At 47.1% G+C, this 23,349-nt stretch carries 25 protein-coding genes and 1 riboswitch; of the genes, 3 read left to right on the forward strand and 22 right to left on the reverse strand.

Annotated features, from left to right (window positions below; all coding sequences use genetic code 11):
• Positions 1-184 precede the first annotated feature (184 nt).
• A riboswitch (FMN riboswitch) is annotated at positions 185-353 on the reverse strand.
• A 168-nt stretch (positions 354-521) separates the two neighbouring features.
• The 7 genes from MKY01_RS20175 to MKY01_RS20205 all read right to left on the reverse strand — a co-directional run bounded on the left by MKY01_RS20175 (position 522) and on the right by MKY01_RS20205 (position 8,311).
• On the reverse strand, positions 522-1,829 hold the full coding sequence (locus MKY01_RS20175) for a hypothetical protein (protein ID WP_339287218.1): 1,308 nt from the start codon (positions 1,827-1,829) through the stop codon (positions 522-524).
• A 111-nt stretch (positions 1,830-1,940) separates the two neighbouring features.
• Positions 1,941-2,372 (reverse strand): peptidylprolyl isomerase, encoded by a 432-nt coding sequence (locus MKY01_RS20180; RefSeq protein WP_017687646.1) that lies wholly within the window; start codon positions 2,370-2,372, stop codon positions 1,941-1,943.
• Between the two features lie 248 nt (positions 2,373-2,620).
• Positions 2,621-3,952, reverse strand: coding sequence for a diaminopimelate decarboxylase (gene lysA, locus MKY01_RS20185; protein ID WP_017687645.1), 1,332 nt, complete (start codon positions 3,950-3,952; stop codon positions 2,621-2,623).
• 103 nt (positions 3,953-4,055) lie between these two features.
• Complete coding sequence (locus MKY01_RS20190; RefSeq protein ID WP_036607848.1) at positions 4,056-5,723, reverse strand: spore germination protein; 1,668 nt, start codon at positions 5,721-5,723, stop codon at positions 4,056-4,058.
• Positions 5,724-5,747: 24 nt separating this feature from the next.
• On the reverse strand, positions 5,748-6,176 hold the full coding sequence (locus MKY01_RS20195; RefSeq protein ID WP_026080996.1) for a stage V sporulation protein AB: 429 nt from the start codon (positions 6,174-6,176) through the stop codon (positions 5,748-5,750).
• Entirely contained in the window at positions 6,157-6,813 is a 657-nt protein-coding gene (locus MKY01_RS20200) for a stage V sporulation protein AA (RefSeq protein WP_036672319.1), read from the reverse strand. The genes MKY01_RS20195 and MKY01_RS20200 overlap by 20 nt, the downstream gene beginning before the upstream one ends.
• A 589-nt stretch (positions 6,814-7,402) precedes the next feature.
• Positions 7,403-8,311 (reverse strand): AraC family transcriptional regulator, encoded by a 909-nt coding sequence (locus MKY01_RS20205; protein WP_339283298.1) that lies wholly within the window; start codon positions 8,309-8,311, stop codon positions 7,403-7,405.
• Positions 8,312-8,419: 108 nt separating this feature from the next.
• Here MKY01_RS20205 and MKY01_RS20210 point away from each other — a divergent pair, with 108 nt between their 5' ends.
• Entirely contained in the window at positions 8,420-9,349 is a 930-nt protein-coding gene (locus tag MKY01_RS20210) for an EamA family transporter (protein WP_339283300.1), read from the forward strand.
• A gap of 86 nt (positions 9,350-9,435) precedes the next feature.
• On the opposite strand, the gene sigF is transcribed toward MKY01_RS20210, so the two are convergent.
• The 11 genes from sigF to MKY01_RS20265 all read right to left on the reverse strand — a co-directional run bounded on the left by sigF (position 9,436) and on the right by MKY01_RS20265 (position 18,085).
• Positions 9,436-10,191 (reverse strand): RNA polymerase sporulation sigma factor SigF, encoded by a 756-nt coding sequence (gene sigF / locus MKY01_RS20215; RefSeq protein WP_036607856.1) that lies wholly within the window; start codon positions 10,189-10,191, stop codon positions 9,436-9,438.
• Positions 10,192-10,205: 14 nt separating this feature from the next.
• Positions 10,206-10,661, reverse strand: a complete 456-nt coding sequence (spoIIAB, locus tag MKY01_RS20220; RefSeq protein WP_036672324.1) for an anti-sigma F factor — start codon at positions 10,659-10,661, stop codon at positions 10,206-10,208.
• Positions 10,658-11,011: an anti-sigma F factor antagonist gene (gene spoIIAA / locus MKY01_RS20225; RefSeq protein WP_017687636.1), complete on the reverse strand. Its 354-nt coding sequence runs from the start codon at positions 11,009-11,011 to the stop codon at positions 10,658-10,660. Before spoIIAA ends, spoIIAB begins: the two co-directional genes overlap by 4 nt.
• 144 nt (positions 11,012-11,155) lie before the next feature.
• Positions 11,156-12,277, reverse strand: a complete 1,122-nt coding sequence (locus MKY01_RS20230; RefSeq protein WP_235193874.1) for a D-alanyl-D-alanine carboxypeptidase family protein — start codon at positions 12,275-12,277, stop codon at positions 11,156-11,158.
• A 304-nt stretch (positions 12,278-12,581) separates the two neighbouring features.
• Complete coding sequence (locus MKY01_RS20235; protein WP_036607861.1) at positions 12,582-13,406, reverse strand: purine-nucleoside phosphorylase; 825 nt, start codon at positions 13,404-13,406, stop codon at positions 12,582-12,584.
• A 129-nt stretch (positions 13,407-13,535) separates the two neighbouring features.
• Positions 13,536-14,426: a tyrosine recombinase gene (locus MKY01_RS20240; protein WP_036607863.1), complete on the reverse strand. Its 891-nt coding sequence runs from the start codon at positions 14,424-14,426 to the stop codon at positions 13,536-13,538.
• A 75-nt stretch (positions 14,427-14,501) separates the two neighbouring features.
• The gene (locus MKY01_RS20245; RefSeq protein WP_017687632.1) at positions 14,502-14,744 is read right to left on the reverse strand and encodes a DUF4227 family protein; all 243 of its coding nucleotides are present in this window, start codon (positions 14,742-14,744) and stop codon (positions 14,502-14,504) included.
• A gap of 158 nt (positions 14,745-14,902) precedes the next feature.
• A complete protein-coding gene (locus MKY01_RS20250; protein ID WP_036607866.1) occupies positions 14,903-15,370 on the reverse strand; it encodes a Fur family transcriptional regulator in 468 nt (155 codons plus the stop codon).
• 107 nt (positions 15,371-15,477) lie between these two features.
• Positions 15,478-16,107 (reverse strand): stage II sporulation protein M, encoded by a 630-nt coding sequence (spoIIM, locus tag MKY01_RS20255; protein WP_017687629.1) that lies wholly within the window; start codon positions 16,105-16,107, stop codon positions 15,478-15,480.
• A gap of 161 nt (positions 16,108-16,268) precedes the next feature.
• A complete protein-coding gene (locus MKY01_RS20260; protein ID WP_339283302.1) occupies positions 16,269-17,489 on the reverse strand; it encodes an endonuclease Q family protein in 1,221 nt (406 codons plus the stop codon).
• A gap of 2 nt (positions 17,490-17,491) precedes the next feature.
• The gene (locus tag MKY01_RS20265) at positions 17,492-18,085 is read right to left on the reverse strand and encodes an NUDIX hydrolase (protein WP_127551024.1); all 594 of its coding nucleotides are present in this window, start codon (positions 18,083-18,085) and stop codon (positions 17,492-17,494) included.
• A gap of 122 nt (positions 18,086-18,207) precedes the next feature.
• On the opposite strand from MKY01_RS20265, the gene MKY01_RS20270 reads away from it, so the two are divergent.
• Complete coding sequence (locus tag MKY01_RS20270; protein ID WP_100527202.1) at positions 18,208-18,342, forward strand: Z-ring formation inhibitor MciZ; 135 nt, start codon at positions 18,208-18,210, stop codon at positions 18,340-18,342.
• A gap of 141 nt (positions 18,343-18,483) precedes the next feature.
• On the opposite strand, the gene MKY01_RS20275 is transcribed toward MKY01_RS20270, so the two are convergent.
• A complete protein-coding gene (locus MKY01_RS20275) occupies positions 18,484-19,617 on the reverse strand; it encodes a M20/M25/M40 family metallo-hydrolase (RefSeq protein WP_127551026.1) in 1,134 nt (377 codons plus the stop codon).
• Positions 19,618-19,922: 305 nt separating this feature from the next.
• Here MKY01_RS20275 and prli42 point away from each other — a divergent pair, with 305 nt between their 5' ends.
• Positions 19,923-20,024 carry a stressosome-associated protein Prli42 gene (prli42, locus tag MKY01_RS20280; protein ID WP_017687624.1) on the forward strand — a complete coding sequence of 34 codons (102 nt, stop codon included), beginning with the start codon at positions 19,923-19,925 and terminating at the stop codon, positions 20,022-20,024.
• Positions 20,025-20,050: 26 nt separating this feature from the next.
• Here the strand turns inward: prli42 and lipB are convergent, their stop codons facing one another.
• The 3 genes from lipB to MKY01_RS20295 all read right to left on the reverse strand — a co-directional run bounded on the left by lipB (position 20,051) and on the right by MKY01_RS20295 (position 23,349).
• A complete protein-coding gene (gene lipB / locus MKY01_RS20285) occupies positions 20,051-20,758 on the reverse strand; it encodes a lipoyl(octanoyl) transferase LipB (protein ID WP_076251122.1) in 708 nt (235 codons plus the stop codon).
• 111 nt (positions 20,759-20,869) lie between these two features.
• Positions 20,870-22,315 (reverse strand): dihydrolipoamide acetyltransferase family protein, encoded by a 1,446-nt coding sequence (locus tag MKY01_RS20290; protein ID WP_036672332.1) that lies wholly within the window; start codon positions 22,313-22,315, stop codon positions 20,870-20,872.
• Positions 22,316-22,362: 47 nt separating this feature from the next.
• On the reverse strand, positions 22,363-23,349 hold the full coding sequence (locus tag MKY01_RS20295; RefSeq protein WP_017687621.1) for an alpha-ketoacid dehydrogenase subunit beta: 987 nt from the start codon (positions 23,347-23,349) through the stop codon (positions 22,363-22,365).

The raw sequence follows: 23,349 nt of genomic DNA on the forward strand, positions 1-23,349 counted from the left end.
ATTTCGGGCAAGTGAAAATAGACACATACCTTAATGAACATCAATTACAGGTAAAGAGCTTTTATAGTGCGGCATATGTATGGAACTGTCCGGCGTAACCGGATCTTCCCTGCACAGTGCAAGACATCACAAATCGTGACTGTGCAGCAATACTCCTGCTGAATGCAAACCTGTTAGGTCTGCACCTCTCCTTCTCCCATCCAGACTATACTGTCGGTTCTGGAATTACACCAGATCAGCCATCTGCCAATGGCAGACAGGTCACGGACTTTGCATCAAGTGCTGGACACATAGGTCCTTACACTTCCTGCATCACCGCCGGTAGGGAATTGCACCCTGCCCTGAAGGATTGCTTTCGTTATTACTTGGATGTTAGCACTTTAATGCCAAAAAATCAATTGTTTTTTGTTCCTTTTTGTCACATACTAACTTTTAATAAGCTAAGAAACAACAAAAAACCGCTTCCTCTCAAGGAGGCACGGTTTTTGTTTGGAGACACATTTCACATCCATCGTATCATTCTACATATCAGGAAAACACCAGCTCGCCATATGCTTTAATTCTTTGGCATTATGGAATGGAGTGCGATCAGGTTCTTGCAGGGGCGAAGTCGGAAGCGGGAACTCTCTTGCCACCCTTCTGACCCAACTTGTGGAATCGATCGCAATAGCCGAGCATTTCCAGCGTCCATTCGCTCTCGGTCGAAACGTCCCATGCAAATCTGCTTTACCCGGCATCTCTGGAAAGACACCATCCAGATATTCAACGATGACGCGCTTGTCTCTGACTTCATGACAATATACAGTCACCCATACACCTTCTCGGACCCGAACAGCATACACATCGCCAGACTGTACCTCCCCGGTACCTGCATCAGGAGATGCCTTTGGTACTTTTCCACGAACACTTCTCTTCTTCTCCAATGCCCCTAAGATCGTGTCCTTTAGAGCTGGACTCTCATCAGGCTTATCCGCAAGAGATATATTATTCAGATCAAAATCATGAAATATCTTGTTCAGGTTGTTCTCATTAATTCCGACAGATGAGTCCCACCACGCCAGAGGGGCCTGCACTTCCACCCGCACATTGGGGCGTGCGTCACGCTGCATATAAGAGGTGAATTCCGTGATCATTCCGGGATGTTCCGGCGTATCCAATATGCCAATCAGAGCTAACGTCTCAAGCAAATCACGGTAAGCATATTCCTTCTGTGTAGGCAAAAGACGTTCCTTCTTGAGCGCTACTGCTGCCTTGCTGTAACGTGTTTTGGGAGGTAATTCGCGCAGCACCGTTAACACCGCACGGAATGTCCAGCGGTCGTACTCATTGGGTATTGGAAGCTCCTGTGCGGTAGCCAGCTCTCGAAGTGCCAACACGCATCCAAAAGGATCACCGTCCAACGGGGTTCCATTGGTCATCCGCCAATACCATTGCAGCGTTGTGTCGGTTGCTTGATCTACACTTAATCCGCAGATCTTACAAGTGTTCGAAGATGGATATGGCGTATGTTCATGACTTGGCATACTGCTCGCAATAAGCTTGCCCGTAAGCAACGAGCGCCAGATCATGGGTGCTGACCACAAAGAGGATACAAAGGCCTGCGCTGCATCATTGATCGTCCATTGATTCGCAACTTTTTTCAGCTCAGTAATCGTTTCATCATGTTGCGGACGTACAAAGCGATTCGGTTCATGCCCGGCTGTCTCAAGCGCTTCTCGATCCTTTACGGATAGACTATCCGGAACGACATGGCGCGATGCCTGCAATTCTTCATCCCACAACGTGCGCTCACTATAAATTTGTTTTAACAAGCTTAGCTGAGTAACCATATCCAAGGTTTTATTCATCCTTTCTAATTATCGATTTGAAGTATGTAAAAATAAAAAAAGTGCTTCTATAAGAGAAGCACTTCATGTTTGGATCCAGTTAAGGTGAAGGTATTAAGCTTCTACAACTTCAACAGTTTCCATTTTGTCTTTACCTTCTAAAGCGTCCACGAACTCCATACCTTTAGTTACTTTACCAAATACAGTATGTTGTCCATCCAAATGTGGTTGCGGTTGGTAGCAGATATAGAACTGGCTTCCACCTGTGTTACGGCCAGCATGTGCCATAGCAAGTGTTCCGCGCTCATGTTTGTTTGGGTTAATTTCACAGTTGATTGTGTAACCTGGGCCACCTGCACCGCTACCGTTAGGGCATCCGCCTTGAGCTACAAAGCCCGGGATAACGCGGTGGAATGTAAGACCATTGTAGAAACCGGAATTAGCCAGTTTCTCAAAGTTTGCTACTGTGTTTGGAGCTTCTTGATCGAACAGATCGATCAGAACTTCTCCGCCGTTTGCCAATTTAATTTTCGCTTGTTTCGCCATATGTAAATGACTCCTTTCGTATTGACCATCGTTAATGGTGCCAGAACGCATGACCCTGGGCCAAGCATTACAGCACTTTTCTTAGTGTACACCGAAAATGTCTGGATCGCAAAAAAAACGGCAACTTTTTTCATGATTTAGCTCAAATACTCAAAAAGCAGACAAAAAAGGAAGTTCCTTTTTCATCTGCTTCAACTGCAAAATCCCTATATCTTGAATAATGCAGAAACGCATTATCTTTTGACGAATTAGCGAGTAACTGGCTGTTTTCCAATGCGCGCAGGTACCAGGTCATTCTGGATGATATCTTGATACGTCTCACGGCGTACCACGACATCCCCTTGACCGTCTTTGACAAAGACAACGGCTGGACGACGAATCCGGTTGTAGTTGCTCGCCATGGAGTAGTTATACGCACCTGTGCAAGCTACAGCGAGTAGGTCGCCACTTTCCACTTTTGGCAGGTCCAGATCCCAGATCAACATATCGCCACTCTCGCAACATTTACCCGCAACAGATACTGTTTCCTGAGCAGCCTCATTCGCACGATTGGCAAGCACAGCTTCATACTTGGATTCATACAAAGCAGGACGTGGGTTATCGGTCATACCACCATCAACGGCAACGTATTTACGCACACCTGGAATGTCTTTGCTTGTTCCAACGGTATATAGCGTTGTTCCCGCTTCACCCACGATGCTGCGGCCTGGCTCAACCCAGATCTCAGGTACGGCATAGCCGATTTGAGCAAAATGATTTTTAACGGCGTCTGTAATAGCCTTCACGTATTGTGCAACTTCAAGTGGCGTATCTCCATCGATATAACGGATTCCGAATCCACCACCAAGGTTAACCACTTTGAAAGCAACATTAAGACGCTCATATACACTTGCTGCAAATTCGGCAACACGTTGAACCGCCATCTGGAAGCCTTCAACTTCGAAGATCTGGGAACCGATGTGGGAATGCACACCGAGCAATACCAGATTAGACTGCTTGGAAGCCAAGTCAATCGCTTCAAATGCTGTACCATTACCGATATCGAATCCAAATTTCGAATCCGTCTGACCTGTAGAAATATATTCATGCGTATGTGCCTCAACACCAGGCGTCACACGAAGCAAAATGTTTACTTTACGATTTTTGTCCGCTGCTACAGCCTGCAACAGATGCAATTCATTGAAGTTATCAACAACAAAGCATCCAATCTCTGCATCAAGAGCCATTTCGATCTCTTCCAGCGTTTTGTTGTTACCGTGGAAGTGAATGCGCTCAGCCGGGAATCCTGCTTGCAGTGCAGTAAACAGTTCACCGTCAGATACAACATCCAAGGAAAGTCCTTCTTCAGCTGCAAGGGCACACATCGCCATTACACAGAATGCTTTACTTGCGTAAGCAACCTGGAAGCCCAGTCCGGAAGCACGGAATGCTTCCATGTACTCTCTGCAACGCTCACGAACCAATTGCTCGTCCACAACGTACAGGGGAGTTCCAAACTGTTCTTTCAGATCTGTTGCATCAACTCCGCCAATCTCCAGATGCCCTTGCGCATTTATTTTACTTGTACCATGTAAATACATAATCTGCATTCCTCACTTTTTATATACTGGAACAATTGATATTCCAATGATTTTACACCAGTATATCAAATTAGGCAGCGAGATGAATGGATTTTTTGGAAGATCATTTGTGTTTTTTACTTTTTTGCAGTTCCCCGTCCGGATCATCGGACATTTTGGTGTTGTCACGGGTTTTATTGAATGATGGACGTTTTTTATTTTCCAGCAGCGGAAGCCGGAATAAAAAGTTGCCCAAGGCCTTTGCATTAAACGGTATAAAAGGCCAGAGATACGAAGAATTGTACGACCGGTGAACGGTGAGCGCCAATATGAGTAATGTACAGCCCACGACCAACCCCGGAACCTTGAATATCGCAACAGCGACTAGCAGAACCAGCCTGACCAGCCTATTGGCGAGACCCAATTCGTAACTTGGCGTGGCAAACATACCGATGGCTGCGATGGCCATATAGAGCACAACCTCATTGACAAAGTATCCTGTTTTCACCGCGATATCCCCGACTAGAATGGCCGCGATTAAGCCCATAGCCGATGCCAGAGGTGTAGGCGTATGGACCGCTGCCATCCGTAATAAATCGACGCCCAGTTCGATCAGTAGAAACTGTAGAATCAGCGGTAGCTTTACATTTTCCTGCGGACCAATGAAGTCAAGTCCCATCGGTTTAATCGAAGGGTCAATAACCATCAGAAGCCATAGTGGTAGCAAAAACAACGAGATGAGAATCCCTGCAAAACGCACCCATCGTAAATACGTCCCCATCAAGGCGGTCTGTCTGTTCTCCTCCGCATGTTCACACAGGTCGAAGAAGGTCGTAGGTAGAATCATCACACTCGGAGAAGTGTCTACGAAAATGACGACTCGTCCTTCCAGCAAATGAGAAGCTGTAACATCTGGTCGCTCGGAATATCGAACGAGTGGGAACGGATTCCAACCCTTGTTGATAATCGCTTCCTCCAGCTGTTTATCGGCTGCGGGAATACCATCGATATCTACTCGCTGAATTTTTTCACGAACTGAATCGACCTGCACTTTATCCACAATATCATCAATATACACCACGCAGACATCGGTTTGTGTTCTCCGCCCTACCTGCATAATCTCAAACTTCAGTCCCGGGTCGCGTATTCTGCGACGCACCAGGGTCACGTTAGTCAGGAGTGTTTCGGTAAAGCCGTCTCTGGAACCTCGGACTACCCTTTCCAAGGAAGGTTCTTCGGGTGAACGTACTGGATAACTCCGGGTATCCATAATTAAGACCGAGCGGTCTCCTTCAACGAACATTGCGCTCATACCGGTAAGAACCTTGTTGATGACCGCACTCATCTTCTCGACTTTCTCCACCTGAATATGGGGAATGTAACATTCAAAATAAGATTTGAGAGCATGTCCGGACACGTCATCCGGCGTGAGATAGGTCAGTCTTTTCAACACTTCAAGCAAAATCTCATCCTTGGCGAAGCCGGTGATCATCAGCAACCCAACGTGCTTGCCACCCAGAACCATTTCCCTCATATTCACGTCGAAGGATTCTCCGAGCCCCAGTACCTGTTGCAGTGTATATCTATTCTCACTCATGCGTGGGGAGATATCATCGTTTTCCTGCCAATATTGTACAGATTCCTCAATGCTGTCGGACATCTCATTTTGTTTTTTCTTACTGTACGCTTTCTCCTCTTCTTCCTTCTGAATCTCATAAGCAGACTTGTGTAACATCTCTTCCGTTATACCTTCACTATTTTCCTGGCCTGTGTGCTCCGTTCGTTCATCCATCTTCCATCCTCCTATGGCCACGAGTTACCGTTGATATATAAAAAAATCAAACAGGGAACCTGTCATTTTACCCAAAATCATGGCGAGCAGTAATCCAAACAAATAAGGTTTCATGCCCAATCGTTTGGCTAGCACGGGTAGTACATTGAGTACCTCAGTGAGCGCTGCGGCCAGCAGACCGATGAACACGCCACAGAATAAACCAACGATTGGGCTGAGCAGCAGCACCCCATGCATTTTCCAGTGCCAGAAGTCCGCCACCGTCCCGAGCAGTGAACCACCAATTAGCGCCCCTTCGTACCAGTGAGTTTTGTCATACGATTGCGTAAGTTGAGCCAACCTGGGAATCATATCGAGCACCAGAATGAGCGCAATTACGCCGCTCCCTACGGCAATTCCCCCTGCAATACCCAATACAATGCTGATTGCTCCATTAAGAACGCTCATCCGCATTCATCTCCCTGCGTTCCTGCTCGTGCATCCGTTCACTTTCTTCAATCACCACATATTTATCTACATTTTGCTGGTATAGGAACATCTCTACTTCCAGCGGGGTAGGTTCCTCATTCCATTTTTTCTTGAACAAATGATTAAAAAATACTGCCATTCCGAATCCAATGCCAATGGAATACGCCACTTGGAACAGATAGGGATGTTCGTCCCGATGCCCAGTAAGCATCTCCACAATACGAATCTGTACTTCCTGCATGTTCACATCGGCATGAAAATTCATAATGGTTAAGGCCGATCCGAAGAACAGCAGCAGCCAAACCAATATGAACAGAGACTTGGAAGGTTGACCATTTCCTGCAATGACTTCAACCAACGTATGGCCTGATCCAATCAGTTCCACACTTACCTCCGGCAAGATGTTCCGAATTCGTGGAATAATCTGCAATATATCAATGAGGATCAGATTGCCATCCTCCGGTCCAGGGCGCAGCAGTTCAAGCTCCAGTAGCTTCCCCTCCTGGTCTTCAGAAGAGGTCAGTACATGTGCAATGTCTCCAAGCTTGACTGCTCTGCCCCTCTGGATGCGAATACGGCTGCGCAGACGAATATAGACCATTGGAGTGGGTGTCTGGGACATCCATAGCACTCCTTTACTGCGTAATTTAGGTTAGTATTTGAAGAATGTGCAAATTTATTACAGTCTGGTTGGAAAAAGATCGTGAGGTGGGTGGACGCTGCGGGATGGATCGGTCATTGGTCGCTGTTATCCCCGGATTTCTTGAACTCTCCTTTTCAAGGAGGAAATCCAGTGCTAAAGGCGAACGCTTCGCTCCTTTTGACCGATTCCATCCCTCCGCTACCCATCGTCCTCCCGTTTCCAAAGGTTTGTAATAAATATGCTGGAGGAGTAGGCAGGAAGGGAATTGAAAGATGAGCTTTTTGGGGTTATTTTGCGCAAAATTCTATGACTTTGGAGTTGTCTTCTGCATGCGTCTTAGACTACAGTTGTTTAGAAAATTTGGAGACAAAGGCGCACGCTTCGCTTCTTTAGGTCTAATCTGCCGCCTGCGTTGCTTATGTATCCTTAGATGAACCCTCACGCTTCGCTCCTTGTGACCGATTTGGGGCGAAACTGAGTGTGATGCATTATTTTACATATCAAAAAAGTCGCCGTATGGGCGACTCTTCGGTATTGGTAGATAGGTTCACGGATCATGAACAATAATTCAAGAATTATGTTCTTTTTCTCTTTTGTTCAATTCCCTTCTAAATCGTAAAGGGGTTGAATTCATTGTTTTGCGGAATTGGTTAATGTAATAACTCGTGCTGTTAAAACCAACCTCATAGGCAATTTGGGTGATACTAAGCTCGGAGAGTTGCAATAGTTCAATGCTTCTTTGGATGCGGTACTCTATCACGTATTGCATGGGTGTGGTTTTCAGGATTTGCTTGAAATAACGGCATGTCTCCGATCGACTTAACTGTCCCGCCTTTGCAATATCTTCAAGCTTAATTGGATCGGCATAATTGAGATTAATCCATTGCAACATGTCTTTCATTCGGTTGTTTCTGCTCATCTCTGATGGATCATGTTCAAGAGAATATCCGTTCATAATCAGCAGTTTCCACATATTAAGCACCGCAGAAGCAACATTCACTTCGTAAAAAGGAACTTGGTGCACTAACTCTTTTCTAATCCGTGAAATAACATCCAGGATCTGTTCTCCCCAAGCGTTAGCTCTTTCGATATACAGAAAAGGCAAATTAGTTGCTGTTACATATGGATGTACGTATTTTATATACAAATCCGAAGGCATGATAACGTGTGGGGACAAATTCAGACATAAATAAATGCAGTTCTCGCTCACACCGTGATCTTCGGCCATATGCATTATTCCACTGTTGATAAAAATCCCGTCACCTTTGGACAAAATCATCTTTTGATCGTTGATATGAAACAACGCCGTACCCTGAAGAACGGCAACAAACTGCAATTCATCATGCCAGTGGAGAGGAATATGTCTATGAACATTTTGAACAATGGTTGTCTCATAACAAGCTATAGATAATGTATCGGTACGGTGTTGCGTCATTTCTTTCAAATGTTGGTCAATGATAAATTCGATCTTCTGCATGGCCCTCATCTCAATATAGTTATATTTTTAAGTGTAATATTGATATAAATGTATCGTATTTCTCTTTAATATAACACTATTCTTATATTTAAGGTGAGGCGAACAAGAATGACAACTTCTGCAAAATCCAAAATTTTAGGCATCGTGCTCGTTCTGACGGGAGCCATCTGCTGGGGCATTGGGGGGACGGTATCTCAAAAATTGTTTCAGCTGGATGGAATTGAGGTCAATTGGTATGTAACTGTACGATTGTTGATTGCCGGGTTACTATTACTGGTTATTCAATCGTTTACAAATGGACGATTTCAGATTTTTGCTGTGTGGAGAAATAAAAAAACGGCTGGACAGATGATCATTTTTGGATTGGTGGGCATGCTTGCCGTTCAGTATACGTACATGGCATCCATTAAACACGGCAATTCAGCGGTGGCTACACTCCTACAGTACCTGTCCCCTGTCATGATCATGATTTACATCGCACTCCGTAAGCAGTCTGTCCTCACACGCAATGACCTTGTATGCGCCGTTCTGGCTCTCAGTGGGTGTTTTCTCCTGCTGACGAATGGCTCGCTTACGCAGTTATCTGTCTCCTCGCTCGCAGTGATATGGGGACTGTTATCTGGGGTTTCAGCTGCATTTTATACGCTGTATGCCGTGCAACTGATTAAAAAGTTCGATTCACTTGTTGTGGTCGGCTGGGCTATGATCATCGGTGGTTTGGGAATGAGTTTTATTCACCCGCCCTGGAAAATGAATTTTACTAACATCACGCTCGAAACCTACGGTTATTTGATATTTACGATCCTTTTTGGAACCATGATTGCTTTTTGGTTTTATATTGCGAGTCTCAAAAGTCTTACACCCAAGGAAACTAGCCTGCTCGGGAGTGCAGAGCCCCTTGCTGCTGTTGGAACAACCGTCATATGGCTCCATGAACCTTTTGGCTTTTATCAATGGATTGGTATGGCATGTATTCTTGGCATGATGCTGGTCATGCAGTCCAATCGTTCGGGATCTCCCCGTATTAACAACAAATAACCTCCCTCGCCATAATGCACGATAGAAGGTTGTTAGTTGTCGTATATTGGTGTATATGCGCCAATATTGTTGTTGCAATCCCAGAATCACTGCGCGATCTGGTCGCGGATGGATTGCAGTATTTTTTTCTCTAGACGTGATACCTGCACCTGAGATATTCCCAACCTGCTGGCAACCTCGGACTGGGTCTGATCCCGGTAATACCGAAGATAAACGATTAACCGCTCCCGCTCACTGAGACCACCGATGGCTTCGTTTAGCGCCAGTTTGTCAAACCAACGTTCCTGAGACTCGTCGGCAATCTGATCCATTAACGTAATGGGATCACCGTCATTCTCAAATACCGTCTCATGGATGGAGGTCGGTGGTTTGTTCGCTTCCTGGGCAAATACGACTTCCTCCGGGGTTACCCCCAGCTCTGCGGCAACTTCCTTAATCGTTGGTAAACGATCCAGATGTTTGGACAGTTCGTCCCTTTTTTTGCGGACTTTATTCGCCATCTCTTTCAGTGAACGACTGACCTTAAGGGTACCGTCATCCCGCAGGAATCGCTGGATTTCTCCGATGATCATCGGTACCGCGTAGGTTGAAAACTTCACGTCATAACTGAGATCGAATTTGTCCACTGACTTGAGCAGACCGATACAACCAATCTGGAACAGATCTTCCGGATCATATCCCCTGTTCATAAAACGCTGTACGACGGACCAGACGAGTCTGATGTTGCAGTTCACCAGCGTATCCCGTGAGACATGGTCACCCGACTGACTGAGCGCAATCAGCCGTTTGACCTCGGCATCGTCCAAATAGGTCTGTGAAGATGGTTTCACTTCAGCATCCATAAGAACACCAACCCCTAATTATACAATGCTTTCTTGGATTCAATCCTTTTTTTCATCTTGATGGAGGTGCCTCTGCCGGGCTCACTGCTGACTTCGAATTCATCCATAAAGTTTTCCATAATGGTGAAGCCCATGCCCGACCGCTCAAGTTCGGGTTTGGACGTATATAGCGGCTGCTTGGCCAGTTCAAGATCTTCGATTCCTTCACCGCGGTCTTCCACGATGATTGTGATCATGTCTTCCCGAATCTCCGCCTGGATGGACACCACACCCTCGGAGTTGTTGTTGTATCCGTGGATGATGCTGTTGGTCACGGCTTCCGAAATGACCGTTTTCAGGTCACTGAGCTCGTCCATCGTTGGATCAAGCTGGGAGATAAACGCAGCAACGGTTACCCGTGCAAACGACTCATTCTCTGACTTGGCCGCGAATTGCAGATTCATGAAATTTGTCCCTGTTCCTTCATTCATGAGACGACCTCCAGACCTGAGAGAGCAGTTCCCTCATTTTCGTATATCGGCATAATCTTAAACAGCCCCGACATTTCCAGCAAACGGTACACTGGCGAATTGACGTCACAGACAACCATCTTGCCACCTTTATTCTTAATGAGCTTGTATCTTCCCAAAATGACACCCAGACCTGAACTGTCCATAAATTGCAGATCTTTCAGGCTGAGTACGAGATGCTCGCTTTGTCTCCGCTGGATGGCTTCATCCATCTGCATCCGTACCATGTCAGCTGTATGGTGATCCAGCTCCCCGGATAATCGTACAATCAGAATCCCGCGATGGTGTTCCATTTCCACATGCAAGTTCACGTTTGCTCACTCTCCTCCCTGTCTTAGAACAAGGATTTCTACGCTTCCGAAGGCTTTTCCTGCCCCCCGACAAAACTAGAAGAAAACCCCTATTTAACTACAAAATATGTTCGAAGGATGCGTGCAACTCGCGGAAATCGCCATTTAGTCAAACAGGTTGGACGTTGTCCGCTTGAACAGCTTCCACCAGCCAGCCTTATTCACATCCTGCGGAGCCTGAATGTCGAACTCCTTAATGACGTCATTACCCTGATAAACTACCAGTTTACCTATACTTTGCCCGGCTTTGATCGGAGCTTTCAATTCTTTGGCGACCAGCAATTCATGCCGGATGTCATTGGATTTGGCTCCTTTGCGCATCAGCACACTATAATTTTGCGTGGCATTCAGAGGCAATTCGGCGACTTCCCCTTTTTCGATCTTCAGACTGCCCAGCAGATCCCCTGCCTTATAGAGAGCCTTCATCGTATATTGACTGAACGCATAGTCAAACATCGAAGATACTTCGCTGTTCCGTGTTTTGGTATTTGGTTCACCGAGTACCACGGAAACGACACGCAGTCCATCTTTGGACGCTGTTGCGGACAAGCAGAATTTCGCTTCGGATGTGTAACCTGTTTTCAAACCGTCTGCCCCTTCATAAAAACGAACCAGCTTGTTTGTATTCACCAGCCAGAAGGGCTTTTCCGTATCTTTGCGAAGGTAATCCTGATATGCACCGGTGTACTTCGTAATCCCGGAATGTTTCAGCAGTTCACGGCTCATGACGGCAATGTCATGGGCGGAAGAATAATGATTATCGACCGGAAGGCCGTTACAGTTGGCAAAATGAGTATCCTTCATGCCAAGCTCCTTCGCCCGCTCATTCATCAGCTGTACAAAGGCTTCTTCCGAGCCAGCGATCTTCTCAGCCATCGCTACCGAGGCATCATTGCCCGAAGCCATCGCGATCCCTTTTAACATATCGTCGACCGTCATTTCTTCCCCAGGCTCCAGAAAGATCTGCGAACCGCCCATGGAAGCTGCGTATTCGCTCGTTCTTACTTTGTCGGTCAGCTTCAGCTTACCCGAGTCGATCGCTTCGATTGTAAGCAACATGGTCATAATCTTTGTAATGCTCGCTGGAGGCAGCTGATCATGACTGTTTTTCTCATAAATGACCGTTCCCGTGTCTGCATCCATTAAGATCGCAGAGCGCGCCGACGGGGCCAGATCAGTTCCTCCCGCTGCCTTCGGTGTTTCTTCAGCCAATGCTGTTGATGCCATAAGGGACAGCAGGATACAAAGGGTCATGAACGATGCCATTATTCTTTTCTTCACAAGGTTACCTCCTCAAATGACTTGCTTACTGCATGTTCCATGCATGTACTGCTAATCATTGTCGGCCCGTTTCCAGTAAATTATTCCATGTAAAGCATGATTTCCCGAACTTTTATTGAAAATGTGGTCATAGCCAAAAAAAACGCACTGCACTCAAGGAATGAGTAACCGTACGTTCAACACAACAAAAAAAGGTTACCCCCCTATGATTTCTCATCTAAAGAGGTAACCTTATCTACTCAAATCTTGCTTACATTTGTGGAATAACTGCCACTACCAGCGCCAGGAACGACTCACGCACACGTTCCGTCGTCTCCATAACCTCATCATGTGACAGCGGCTGGTCCAGAATTCCAGCAGCCATGTTGCTTATACAGGAAATACCGAGTACTTCCAGGCCCGCGTGGCGTGCCACAATCACTTCAGATACAGTGGACATGCCCACTGCGTCTGCGCCCAGTGTGCGCAGCATTCTGATCTCTGCCGGTGTCTCATAGTTCGGACCGAGCATACCTGCGTATACCCCTTCACGTACGTTAAAACCTTGTGATGCAGCCGTATCCTTCGCCAGCGCACGCAAACGGCGGCTATATGCTTCGGACAGATCCGGGAAACGCACGCCCAGTGCAGCGTCATTTGGTCCGATCAGTGGATTTTTGCCTGTGAGATTCAAGTGATCCGAGATCAGCATCAAGTCTCCAGCTTCATACGACGTATTCACGCCGCCTGCAGCATTGGTTACAAGCAGGCTGCTTACACCCAGTTCTTTCATAACCCGTACCGGGAAAGCTGTCAATTCCGGACCATATCCTTCGTACATATGGAAACGGCCTTTCATCATCACGACTGGACGACCTTTAATGGTTCCGACCAATAGTTCACCTTCATGTCCTTCTACTGTGGACACTGGAAAATGCGGAATATCCTGATAAGCAATACTTACGCCATCTTCAATCAGTTCTGCCAGTACGCCAAGACCTGAACCCAAAATCAAACCGACTTCCGGCTTGATGGAGCTTTTGCTTTGAATATAAGATGCTGCTTCCGAAATCATTTGTTGGTTTAATGCTGTCATGCGATGTATGTTCCTCCTTGAGTTGAAACGATCCGTCTTATGTATAACGGCGTTTGGATGTATTCAATTTATTTTATCCTAAATCGGCCCAATGTTCCGCATTTATTTGTGAATGCCATGCGTCAAAATCTATCTTGCCCTCGGATGATGGGTTTCATAGATTTCTTTCATGGTTTTGCGACCATGATTGCCATATTGTTGTCCAGGCTGCTCCACGTGACCCAGCATGTCTTGAACCGCACGTGTATCCGCCCCATTGGCAATCAGGTGTGCTGCAAAAGAATGACGAAGGGTATGCGGCGTAATTTCTTCCGAGATTCCCGCATCCACCGCCGCTTTTTTGAGCAGCTTCCAGAAGCCCTGCCGGGTTAAACGTCTACCAGATACATTCACGAATAGTGCCTGCTCGTCCGAATCGGTTTTGAGCAACTTGTTGCGGAATTCCTCCACATATACACTTGCCCAATGTGCAGCTGGTGCACCAATGGGAAGGATACGTTCCTTGCCCGCCCCACCGCATCGTATAAAGCGCATCCCTGGCTGTACATCCCGAATGTCAAGGGCAATCAGTTCCGAGACCCTAATGCCTGTAGCATATAACAGTTCAAGCATCGCTCGATCTCTCACACCCTGCGGTGAACGAGTATCAGGCGCTGTCAAAAGTTGTTCGATCTCTTGGATACTTAACACCTGTGGTGGCGTCTTGTCCGCCTTGGGAGCTTCCACATCAAACGTAGGGTCCTGTATAATATCACCCCGTCGCATCAAAAAATGAAAGTAGGAGCGCAGAGATACGATGCTGCGGGCAATGGTTGCATTGGCACGTCCTGCCTGTTTGAGCTGACCTGCAAACAGGACGACATGTGTACGTCTGACCTGGTCGGCTTCGCGTATGCCATATTCCTTATCTGCAAATTCAATGAACTTGTCCACGTCTCGGAGATACGATTCAAGCGTGCTGCTCGACATCCCTTTATCATCTTCCAAGTATAAGGCATAGGCGTGTATCGTCTGTTTCATGTACAACGCTCCTCAACTGACAGATCTGCCGCTCTGGCAGACTGCTCCCGTATTTGCATCCCTGGCTGTTCGAAGCTACTCCCCGTACCAATAGAACAAACGGAGACGCTCTGCCATCGTAGGACGTCCTTCTCCATTACCCGGCCAATCCGTTTCCTGAAATACTTTGATTGCATTGCCAGTTGGCATCTGATACTGATCCACAGGTGAGATCCAGCCATTAAACAGATCCAGAACATGATAGAACAGATAAACTAATGCAGCAAAAAATATAATAAATCGAATAAAACGGAGCCCTCTCCGCACTGATATAATCATGGGCGCGTCCCCTCCTGATTCGAATCCGGTAATGTCCTTGAATCAGGGTATGTCCATAAACACAGGTTTATGCCATTTGGGCGAAACTCCAGATCATGTCCGGTGCCAAAAAAGCTCTCCCGTCAAAACCGCCGGTGAGAGCTTGAAGATATGCTATGTTATTCTTCATCTTTGGGTTTCTGTTCATTTTTAGCTTTGCAACGATAACAAATTCCATGAAAGTCCAGTCGGTGATCTACTACCGAAAAGTTGAATTCCCGCTCCAAACGCTCTTCAAGCGGTCCAAGCCAGTCTTCACGTATTTCATCCATACTTCCGCATTGAACACAGATTAAGTGATGATGGTGATGCTTGGATGTATCTCCGCGCAGATCATAACGCGCTACACCGTCGCCGAAGTTGATTTTCTCTACAACATGCAGCTCACTCAGCAGTTCGAGGGTACGGTACACGGTTGCCAGACCGATTTCGGGAGCCTTTTCTTTAACGAGCATGAATACATCTTCTGCGCTCAGATGATCTTCTTCATTCTCAAGAAGTACTCTTAAGGTGGCTTCCCGCTGGGGCGTTAATTTATATCCTTGGGACTGTAGTTGCTGCTTAATTTTATCAATCCGTGCTTCCATTTTCTCCCTCCCCCTAGGAAATCACTGCACACTGCAACTTAACCCACTCTTTTCATTATAGGGGGAGTGCGTAATTAAAGTCAACATTTTACACTATACGGTACACGTTAGGCCGGTAGTAACATTGGCGTGACCCAACGCATCATTGCAGGTGTAACCCATGTTTCAAAAGACGCCACGCCGAGCAGCAATGCAGCCATAACCAAAGTTAACACTATATATGAAGCAAAAGGCCTTTGTCGACCAGGTGTTCGCTGCATCAAAACACGATTACGAATGATGTATAACGAGAACGTCATCGCCGCTACACTGCAGATCAGGAGGATCGGAATGACAAATAGATTATGCGGTGCCACGGACACCAGTGCAAACAGCAACCCTTTCCAGGAATACTGTCCAACAAGGTACCCCACTGTGAATCCAATGAGCACACCTTTCAAAAAATCCAGAACCAGTATACCGGGTAGTCCAACGACGGATAAACCCAGAATAAAGATCAGACCCACCCATTTCAGATGGAGCATGGCAATGTCCCAATATGCCCCGGTCTCAGTCACTTGTGCACTGTGCTGCACGGTCATGAAGAAATTACCGAGATAACCCTCCAGATCCTGACGTTGCTCGAGAGACAATGCGTTCACCATGAGCGCGCCAAAAATGACGCCGACCAGAAACAAGACGGCCACGAATACATATAACGAAGTCTGACCTTTAAATGTAAAGTAGGAAGAGCGCATACAGGTACGAGTCCCCTTTCCGGTATCATGCTGCAAGGATTTTCATTTACATCCTCATAGTCATTCTTATGAACCGGAATGCACCTGTATGACTTCTTGTCCAGATTGGACCTCTGTAAAGCGAAAGCTATATGAGTTGAACTAAAGATTATTTACACCGGTCACTCCGAGGCTTTTTCCTGAACAGCAACCTTTCCGTACGTACCGCCACCTCCGGAGGACAGCTCCAGTTGTCCGTTCCGTGCAGCCACAATCAAGCCTGCCAGCACAGGTCCAACAACCGCAGCAAGCTCTTCCTCACGCGTGCGATGAAGTACGTTCATTTCCGTACCAAAATGGTCCAGTAGCTGGCGCAGTTTGGCTTTGCCAAGTCCCGGAATGAACTCCAGTGGCACCTGATAATGATAGGCTGGTCTGTTTGCAGGAACATGAGGACTCTCTCGATCAGAGATCGCCAGGATGCGATCCAGCACCCCCTGCACCAGCTTCAGACTGCCACAGTGCGGACAACGCTCTGCTGACATCGCTTGCTCGTCCATAATGCTGCCACATGCTGCACAGTAAGTACGGTGATATTTGCCTAGCCTTGGATTCAGTCCATAATTGGCAGCTATGCTCCTGCCGGCTTCTCCTTGAAGTGCCATACGGAATTCATCAAAAGAAGGGGCAGCAACTTGCAGCTCGTTATACTCCCGTCCAATCTTACCGAGCGAATGAGCATCCGAATTGGTCAGAAACGGTACATGATCCAACTCCCGAATATAACTGGCCATGGATGAGTCCGAGCTTAACCCCAGCTCTACCGCATCCACGAGGCGGGTATCCAGTACATCGCCCATACGGGACGCCGTACTGCCATAGATGCCTTTATGCGGTGTAAATACATGTGCAGGAACAATAAGTCCACCACGGGCCTTAATCTCCGCCTGCATCTCAAGAGCGGGCACGTAGACCCGCTGAGAACTGAGATTCACATTTTTCATATAACGTTTCATCCAGTCCGTGAAGGACTTCATCGTTTTCAAATCACGGAAGTACGCCAGCATATGGAACTCACGCATTCCAGGCTCGCGCAACTCAATCTCTGTACCCAGCAGAATGGTGGTGTCCTGGTAGGCAATACCGCCGCCCTCAATCTCGGACATGGTGCCACTCTCCAGCAATTGCTCAATATCCATCTGTACAACCGGAGAATGACAATCAATAACACCAAGCAAATGAATTCCTTTGCGATCCGATGCTTCCCGGGCAATATTCTCAAATGTCAGATCACGACTACCGCTGATTTTCACGGCCTCCCCACGTGAGGTTCGTCCGATGTGGATATGCAGGTCTGTATAACAGGGCTCCCACATCGTGGACGTTTCCAGTTGATCTTGCATCCTTAGAACCGTCCTGTCGTTCTGTAAAGGTCCCACGCGTACACGGCCATCATCGTTTTGGCATCGCTAATCTGGTTCTCGTCCATAAGCGCATAAGCTTCCTCCAGAGTTATTTCGGCAACTTCAAGGAATTCATCTTCGTCCAGCGCCATGTCCCCTGCTTCCAACTCTTCAGCGATGTAAAGATGAATGATCTCATCTGCGAACCCCGGTGACGTGTAAAACGAACGCAAATGACGCAGCGACTTGGCTACATATCCCGTCTCTTCTCGCAATTCACGTGCTGCGGCAACCTCTGGCTCTTCTCCCGGGTCCAGTTTTCCCGCAGGAATCTCCACTTCGGTGCGTCCCATTGCCTGACGATACTGATCCACAACAAGCATGCGATCCCCATTCAGAGCGAGTACAGCTACCGCTCCAGGGTGCCGGATTATCTCACGTGTAGCCGTCTGGCCGTTCGGCAGTTTAACGGTATCGACTTGAAGTGAAATCACTTTGCCCTCGAAGATTGGCTTAGTGGATACGGTCACTTCATCTAGTTTTGGATTGGCAGGTTGCGCCGCGTGGATGGATTGGGCAGATTGATTTGGTTTCATTGGTTCTTCAACTCCATATCGTAGGATTATATATTCGGTGAATGTATAATTTTCTAATTTTGGGCATATGGTGAGCGTATAGGATTCTCACAGCAAATATAAACGAATCAGGGGGACTTTCAATGAATAGTTATATGACGCCTCAATCCTTACACGTGGTAGGACAAGCACGGCAAGTACAGCTCATACTCAAACAATGGTTACGCGAGTGGGGCCCTGATGCCAAGTTAATCGATCTCCTCGCTGGACGCAAATGAATGGGTAATCGATCCATTGTTTCATTTTTGACCCTAAATTAACTCCCTTGAAATATAACATGAATTCACAAAAAGTCCGAATCCGTACAAACCGGGTTCGGACTTTTGTCTAACAACATGTGAGGTAACATGTGCTCTATATTATTTCTTGTCAGCTGCCGTTTCCTGAATAATAGCTACGACTACCTGGGATAACTTCACAATGTCTTCGGCACGAATACGTTCTTTGGTTGTATGAATATCCTCATACCCTACCGCCAAGTTCACTGTTGGAAGGTCGAATCCGTTAAAGATATTGGCATCACTGCCACCACCGGAAGCAAACGTACTTGTCTCCAGCCCAATACTGCGGATGGCACGATGTGCAAGTTGTACAACTTCGTGTTCAGCATGGAAGCCAAATGCAGGGTAAAGGATCTCACTTCTGAATTCAGCTGTTGCACCGTATTTGCGACAAGTCGTTTCCAACGCGTCACGCATCTGTGCAACCTGCAATTCAACTTTCTCCTGCACAATACTGCGAGCTTCCGCTTCAAGCTGTACAAAGTCACATACCACGTTGAGTGCTGATCCACCTTGGAATTTACCGATGTTCGCTGTTGTCTCATCATCAATTCTGCCCAGTGTCATCGCAGCAATAGCTTTTGCGGCAACCTGAATGGCGCTGATCCCGTCTTCCGGGTTCACGCCCGCATGTGCGGACTTACCATAGATGCTCATTTGAATTTCAGCTCTGGCTGGTGCAGCAACACAGATCGTGCCTACAGCTCCATTAGAATCCAGCGCATAACCGAACTCGGCATCGATATCCTTCGGATTCATGGCACGTGCACCCACCAGTCCAGACTCTTCGCCGACCGTAATGACAAATTGAATTTTACCATGTGGAATCTTGTTTTCCTGGATCACACGAATCGCTTCAAACAATGCCGCAATCCCTGCTTTGTCATCTGCTCCCAGGATCGTTGTTCCATCACTGCGGATCCAGCCATCTTCACCCAGTTCAGGCTTGATTCCCTGTCCCGGCGTCACGGTGTCCATATGACATGTGAAAAAGATCGGTGCAACCCCTTCAGTTCCTTCGGCTTCCCAGGTAATGACGAGGTTTCCTGCGCCATGTCCGGTTTGCTCCATGGTATCATCCTCATAGACATGAAGACCAAGCTCTGCAAACTGTTCTTTTAACACCTTCGAGATGTTCTGTTCATTTTTCGTTTCACTATCAATCTGCACCAGTTCCATGAACTGATCGATAACACGTTGTTGTTTAATCATAGGACTTTCCTCCCTCTCGTAGATACGGTACAATACAATTACTATGGCTTGTTTATTTTATGAGGTTGTTCAAAAAGTCTGCTTTTGATTACGAAGGATGCCTGGCGGCATCATCAGCATCGAATATGGAATTCAGCCGAAATAAGCGGGAGGCTTACGAAGTATGTTTCCTTTGGAAACATTGTGGTTGCTCACGTAGTTTTCCCTACGCTCCGCTACTCCATTTCTAGCTTCATCCCATCTTCTTGGTACTGAAAACCAGTCTTTTTGAACATACACTTTATGTTGAAAGGAGTTCTCTCATCATGCAAAAAAAGAAATGGTTCAAAATCATCATCTATCTCATGCTGATCGCCATGATCGGGTCCACCCTTTTCATAGCTCTCGAACCGTTGCTGTTTGGATAGCAACCTAAAGCCTTTCGACGACCTGTTTACAGACGTTGAAGGGCTTCTTTTTCCGTGACCCAATTAATTTGATATTGAAAAATACGATTAAAGTACGGAACAATCTCCTGCGCTACTTGCTCCACCGCATAGGACTTGCCCGTTATATCCTCCAGTGAGGTAACGCCATACTGTTCAATCCCACAAGGAACAATCCCCTGAAAACCTGCATGTTGAATGCCTGAGCTGATGTTAAAAGCAAACCCGTGACTGGTCACAAAACCGCGGCGGTGTTTGCAACGATTAAACTTGATGCCGATTGCAGCAATCTTCATATCGCCAATCCACACACCCGTGTAACCCTCTTTGCGTCCAGCTTCAATGCCCTGGTCTGCGAGATAATCCATAAGCACCTGCTCAAGTTTCCGTAGATAGCCGTGCAGATCCAGGTCTTCATCCCGACCAAGAATCAATAACGGGTAACCTACCAACTGGCCCGGGCCATGATAAGTAATATCACCGCCACGGTCAATTTGAAACAAAGAAATCCCTTGCTCACGCAACTCTTCCGGACTGAGAAGCAGATGCTCCGGATGATTTTGTGAGCCGATCGTATACGTTGGCGGGTGCTGTAAAAGTAACATCTGCTCCGCTCCCTCGCCCTCGTCCAATCGCTGCACAATCGCTTTCTGGCGGTTCCAAGCCTCTTCATAATCAAGCATTGGTATGTATGCAACATCCAGCAGCTTGCTCATGATTCCCCACACCCTTCTGCTTCAGGTTCAGTGTACAATTGAGCACCTGTCCGTAGACAGCAGGAAAAGTGCACGGCCTCCGGCACATACACTTTCCCGACAACTATTTACTTAATACACCTTGGTCTCCATGGTATATCCTTCAAGGTTTTCTTTGACACGTTGCAAGAAACGTCCGCTGATTACCCCATCCAGGATTCGGTGATCCAGCGACAGACACAGGTTAGCCATCGAACGAACAGCGATCATATCATTAATAACCACTGGTTTCTTGACAATCGACTCGAATGTAAGAATGGCTGCCTGCGGGTAGTTAATGATTGGCTGGGACAGGATCGAACCAAATGAACCGGTGTTGTTCACCGTGAACGTACCACCTTGCATATGGTCCAGCTTCAACGTACCTTCACGTGTTTTACGAGCTAGCTCATCGACTTCACGGGCCAGACCTGCAATATTTCGCTGATCGGCATGTTTGATTACGGGTGTAAGTACAGAATCTTCGGTTCCTACCGCCATGGACAGGTTAATGTCCCGTTTGACGATAATTTTGTCCACTGCCCATACCGAGTTCATGATTGGGTAGTCTTTAATCGCGTTAACGACTCCCTTCATCATGAAGGACAGATATGTCAGATTGATGCCTTCCTTACGCTTGAACTCATCCTTGAGTTTATTGCGTAGCATCACAAGATTGGTTACGTCCACTTCGATCATTGTCCATGCATGCGGGATTTCCGATACGCTTTGACGCATATTCCGGGCAATGGCATTACGCACAGGGGTAACATCGATGAAATACTCCGATCTTCCCTGGCCGCCACCTTCCACTTCGATCTGTGGAATTTTCGGACTTTCGGTTAGATGAATGCCTGAATGTCTCACAGGAACACCTGCATCGGACGCTGAGATCGCTTCTCCAGCGGTCAAACCCATTTCTCCATTTCCACGATTCACTCCGCTGAATGGAGAAGCAGACGGCATACTAGAAGGTGTATGCTGAACTGCTGCAGATGATGCTTGTGCGGACGATCCAGCCGCGTTACCTCCCTGTGCAACAAATGTCAGCACATCTTTGCGGGTAATACGCCCACCGGCACCGGTGCCTTGGATGCTTTGCAAGTTCAAGCCATGCTCTGCTGCCAAGGATTGCACTGCCGGGGAATACCGATTACGCATCGGCTGGTTCGGATCATGTCCTGCTGTATTTGACGCGGCAAGAGGAGTGGGGCTCGCATGTTGCTGCACTTGCTCCTGTTGCTGCGATACTTGTGTTACTTGCTCAGCCGCTTCTTCATCAGAAGCTGCGACCTGCATGCGGCAGATTGCTTCACCAACAGCAATCGTTGTGCCCTCTTCCACCAAAAGGTCACCCATAATTCCATCCACAGTGGATGGAATCTCGGCATTAACTTTATCAGTGATTACTTCACAGATCGGCTCGTACTGTTCCACACGGTCGCCCGGTTTTTTCAACCATTTGCCTATGGTAGCCGAGACCAGCGATTCCGCCAATTGCGGCATAATGACCTCGATCCATTTCATACGTTCAGCCATTTGATTATCACTCCAAACTTTACTTTTAAACTATCCAAAAAACGAAATTAAAACTCGGCAAGTGTACGCATTGCTGCTTTGGCTTTGTCTTTGCTCAGCATGTAGAATTTCTCCAATGTTGGGCTAATTGGCATGGCCGGCACATCAGGTCCGCAGAGACGCTGAATCGGTGCATCCAGTTCAAATAGACATTCCTCACTAATAATCGCGGCAACTTCGGCACCTACACCACCCGTTTTGTTATCTTCGTGTACGATCAGCACTTTGCCTGTCAGACGAGCGGAAGCTATAATCGCTTCACGATCCAACGGCTGCAATGTGCGCAGATCGAGAACGTGTGCTGTAATGCCTTCTTCACGCTCCAGCTCCTCAGCAGCCTGCATGACAAAATGCAGCGGCTGACTGTAACCGATCACCGTAATATCCGCACCCTCACGAAGTACGTTGGCTTTACCAATCGGAACGATGTAATCATCTTCAGGCACATCTTCCTTGATAAGTTTGTAGCATTTTTTATTTTCAAAAAAGAGTACCGGGTCCGGGTCGCGAATAGCGGCCTTGAGCAGTCCCTTAGCATCGTATGCCGAGTAGGGAGCTATAATTTTCAGACCAGGTGTACCAAAGAAAATCGATTCCGGACATTGGGAGTGATACAACCCACCGAAGATTCCGCCACCAATCGGCGCGCGTATAACAATCGGACAGCTCCAGTCATTATTAGAACGATAGCGGATCTTCGCCGCTTCACTAATGATCTGGTTTGTTGCTGGCAACATGAAGTCCGAATATTGCATTTCGGCAATCGGTTTCATGCCATACATCGCTGCACCAATGGCAACACCTGCAATAGCGGATTCAGACAATGGTGTGTCCATCACTCGCATTTCGCCAAACTGATCTTGCAGCCCTTTAGTTGTGGTAAACACACCACCTTTGAGACCTACGTCTTCACCAAGGATAAACACATTTTCATCCCGTTCCATCTCTTCTTTCATCGCGAGACGGATTGCATCAATATATTCCATCACTGCCAT

Source organism: Paenibacillus sp. FSL R5-0486 (assembly GCF_037975155.1).
GTDB lineage: Bacteria > Bacillota > Bacilli > Paenibacillales > Paenibacillaceae > Paenibacillus > Paenibacillus amylolyticus.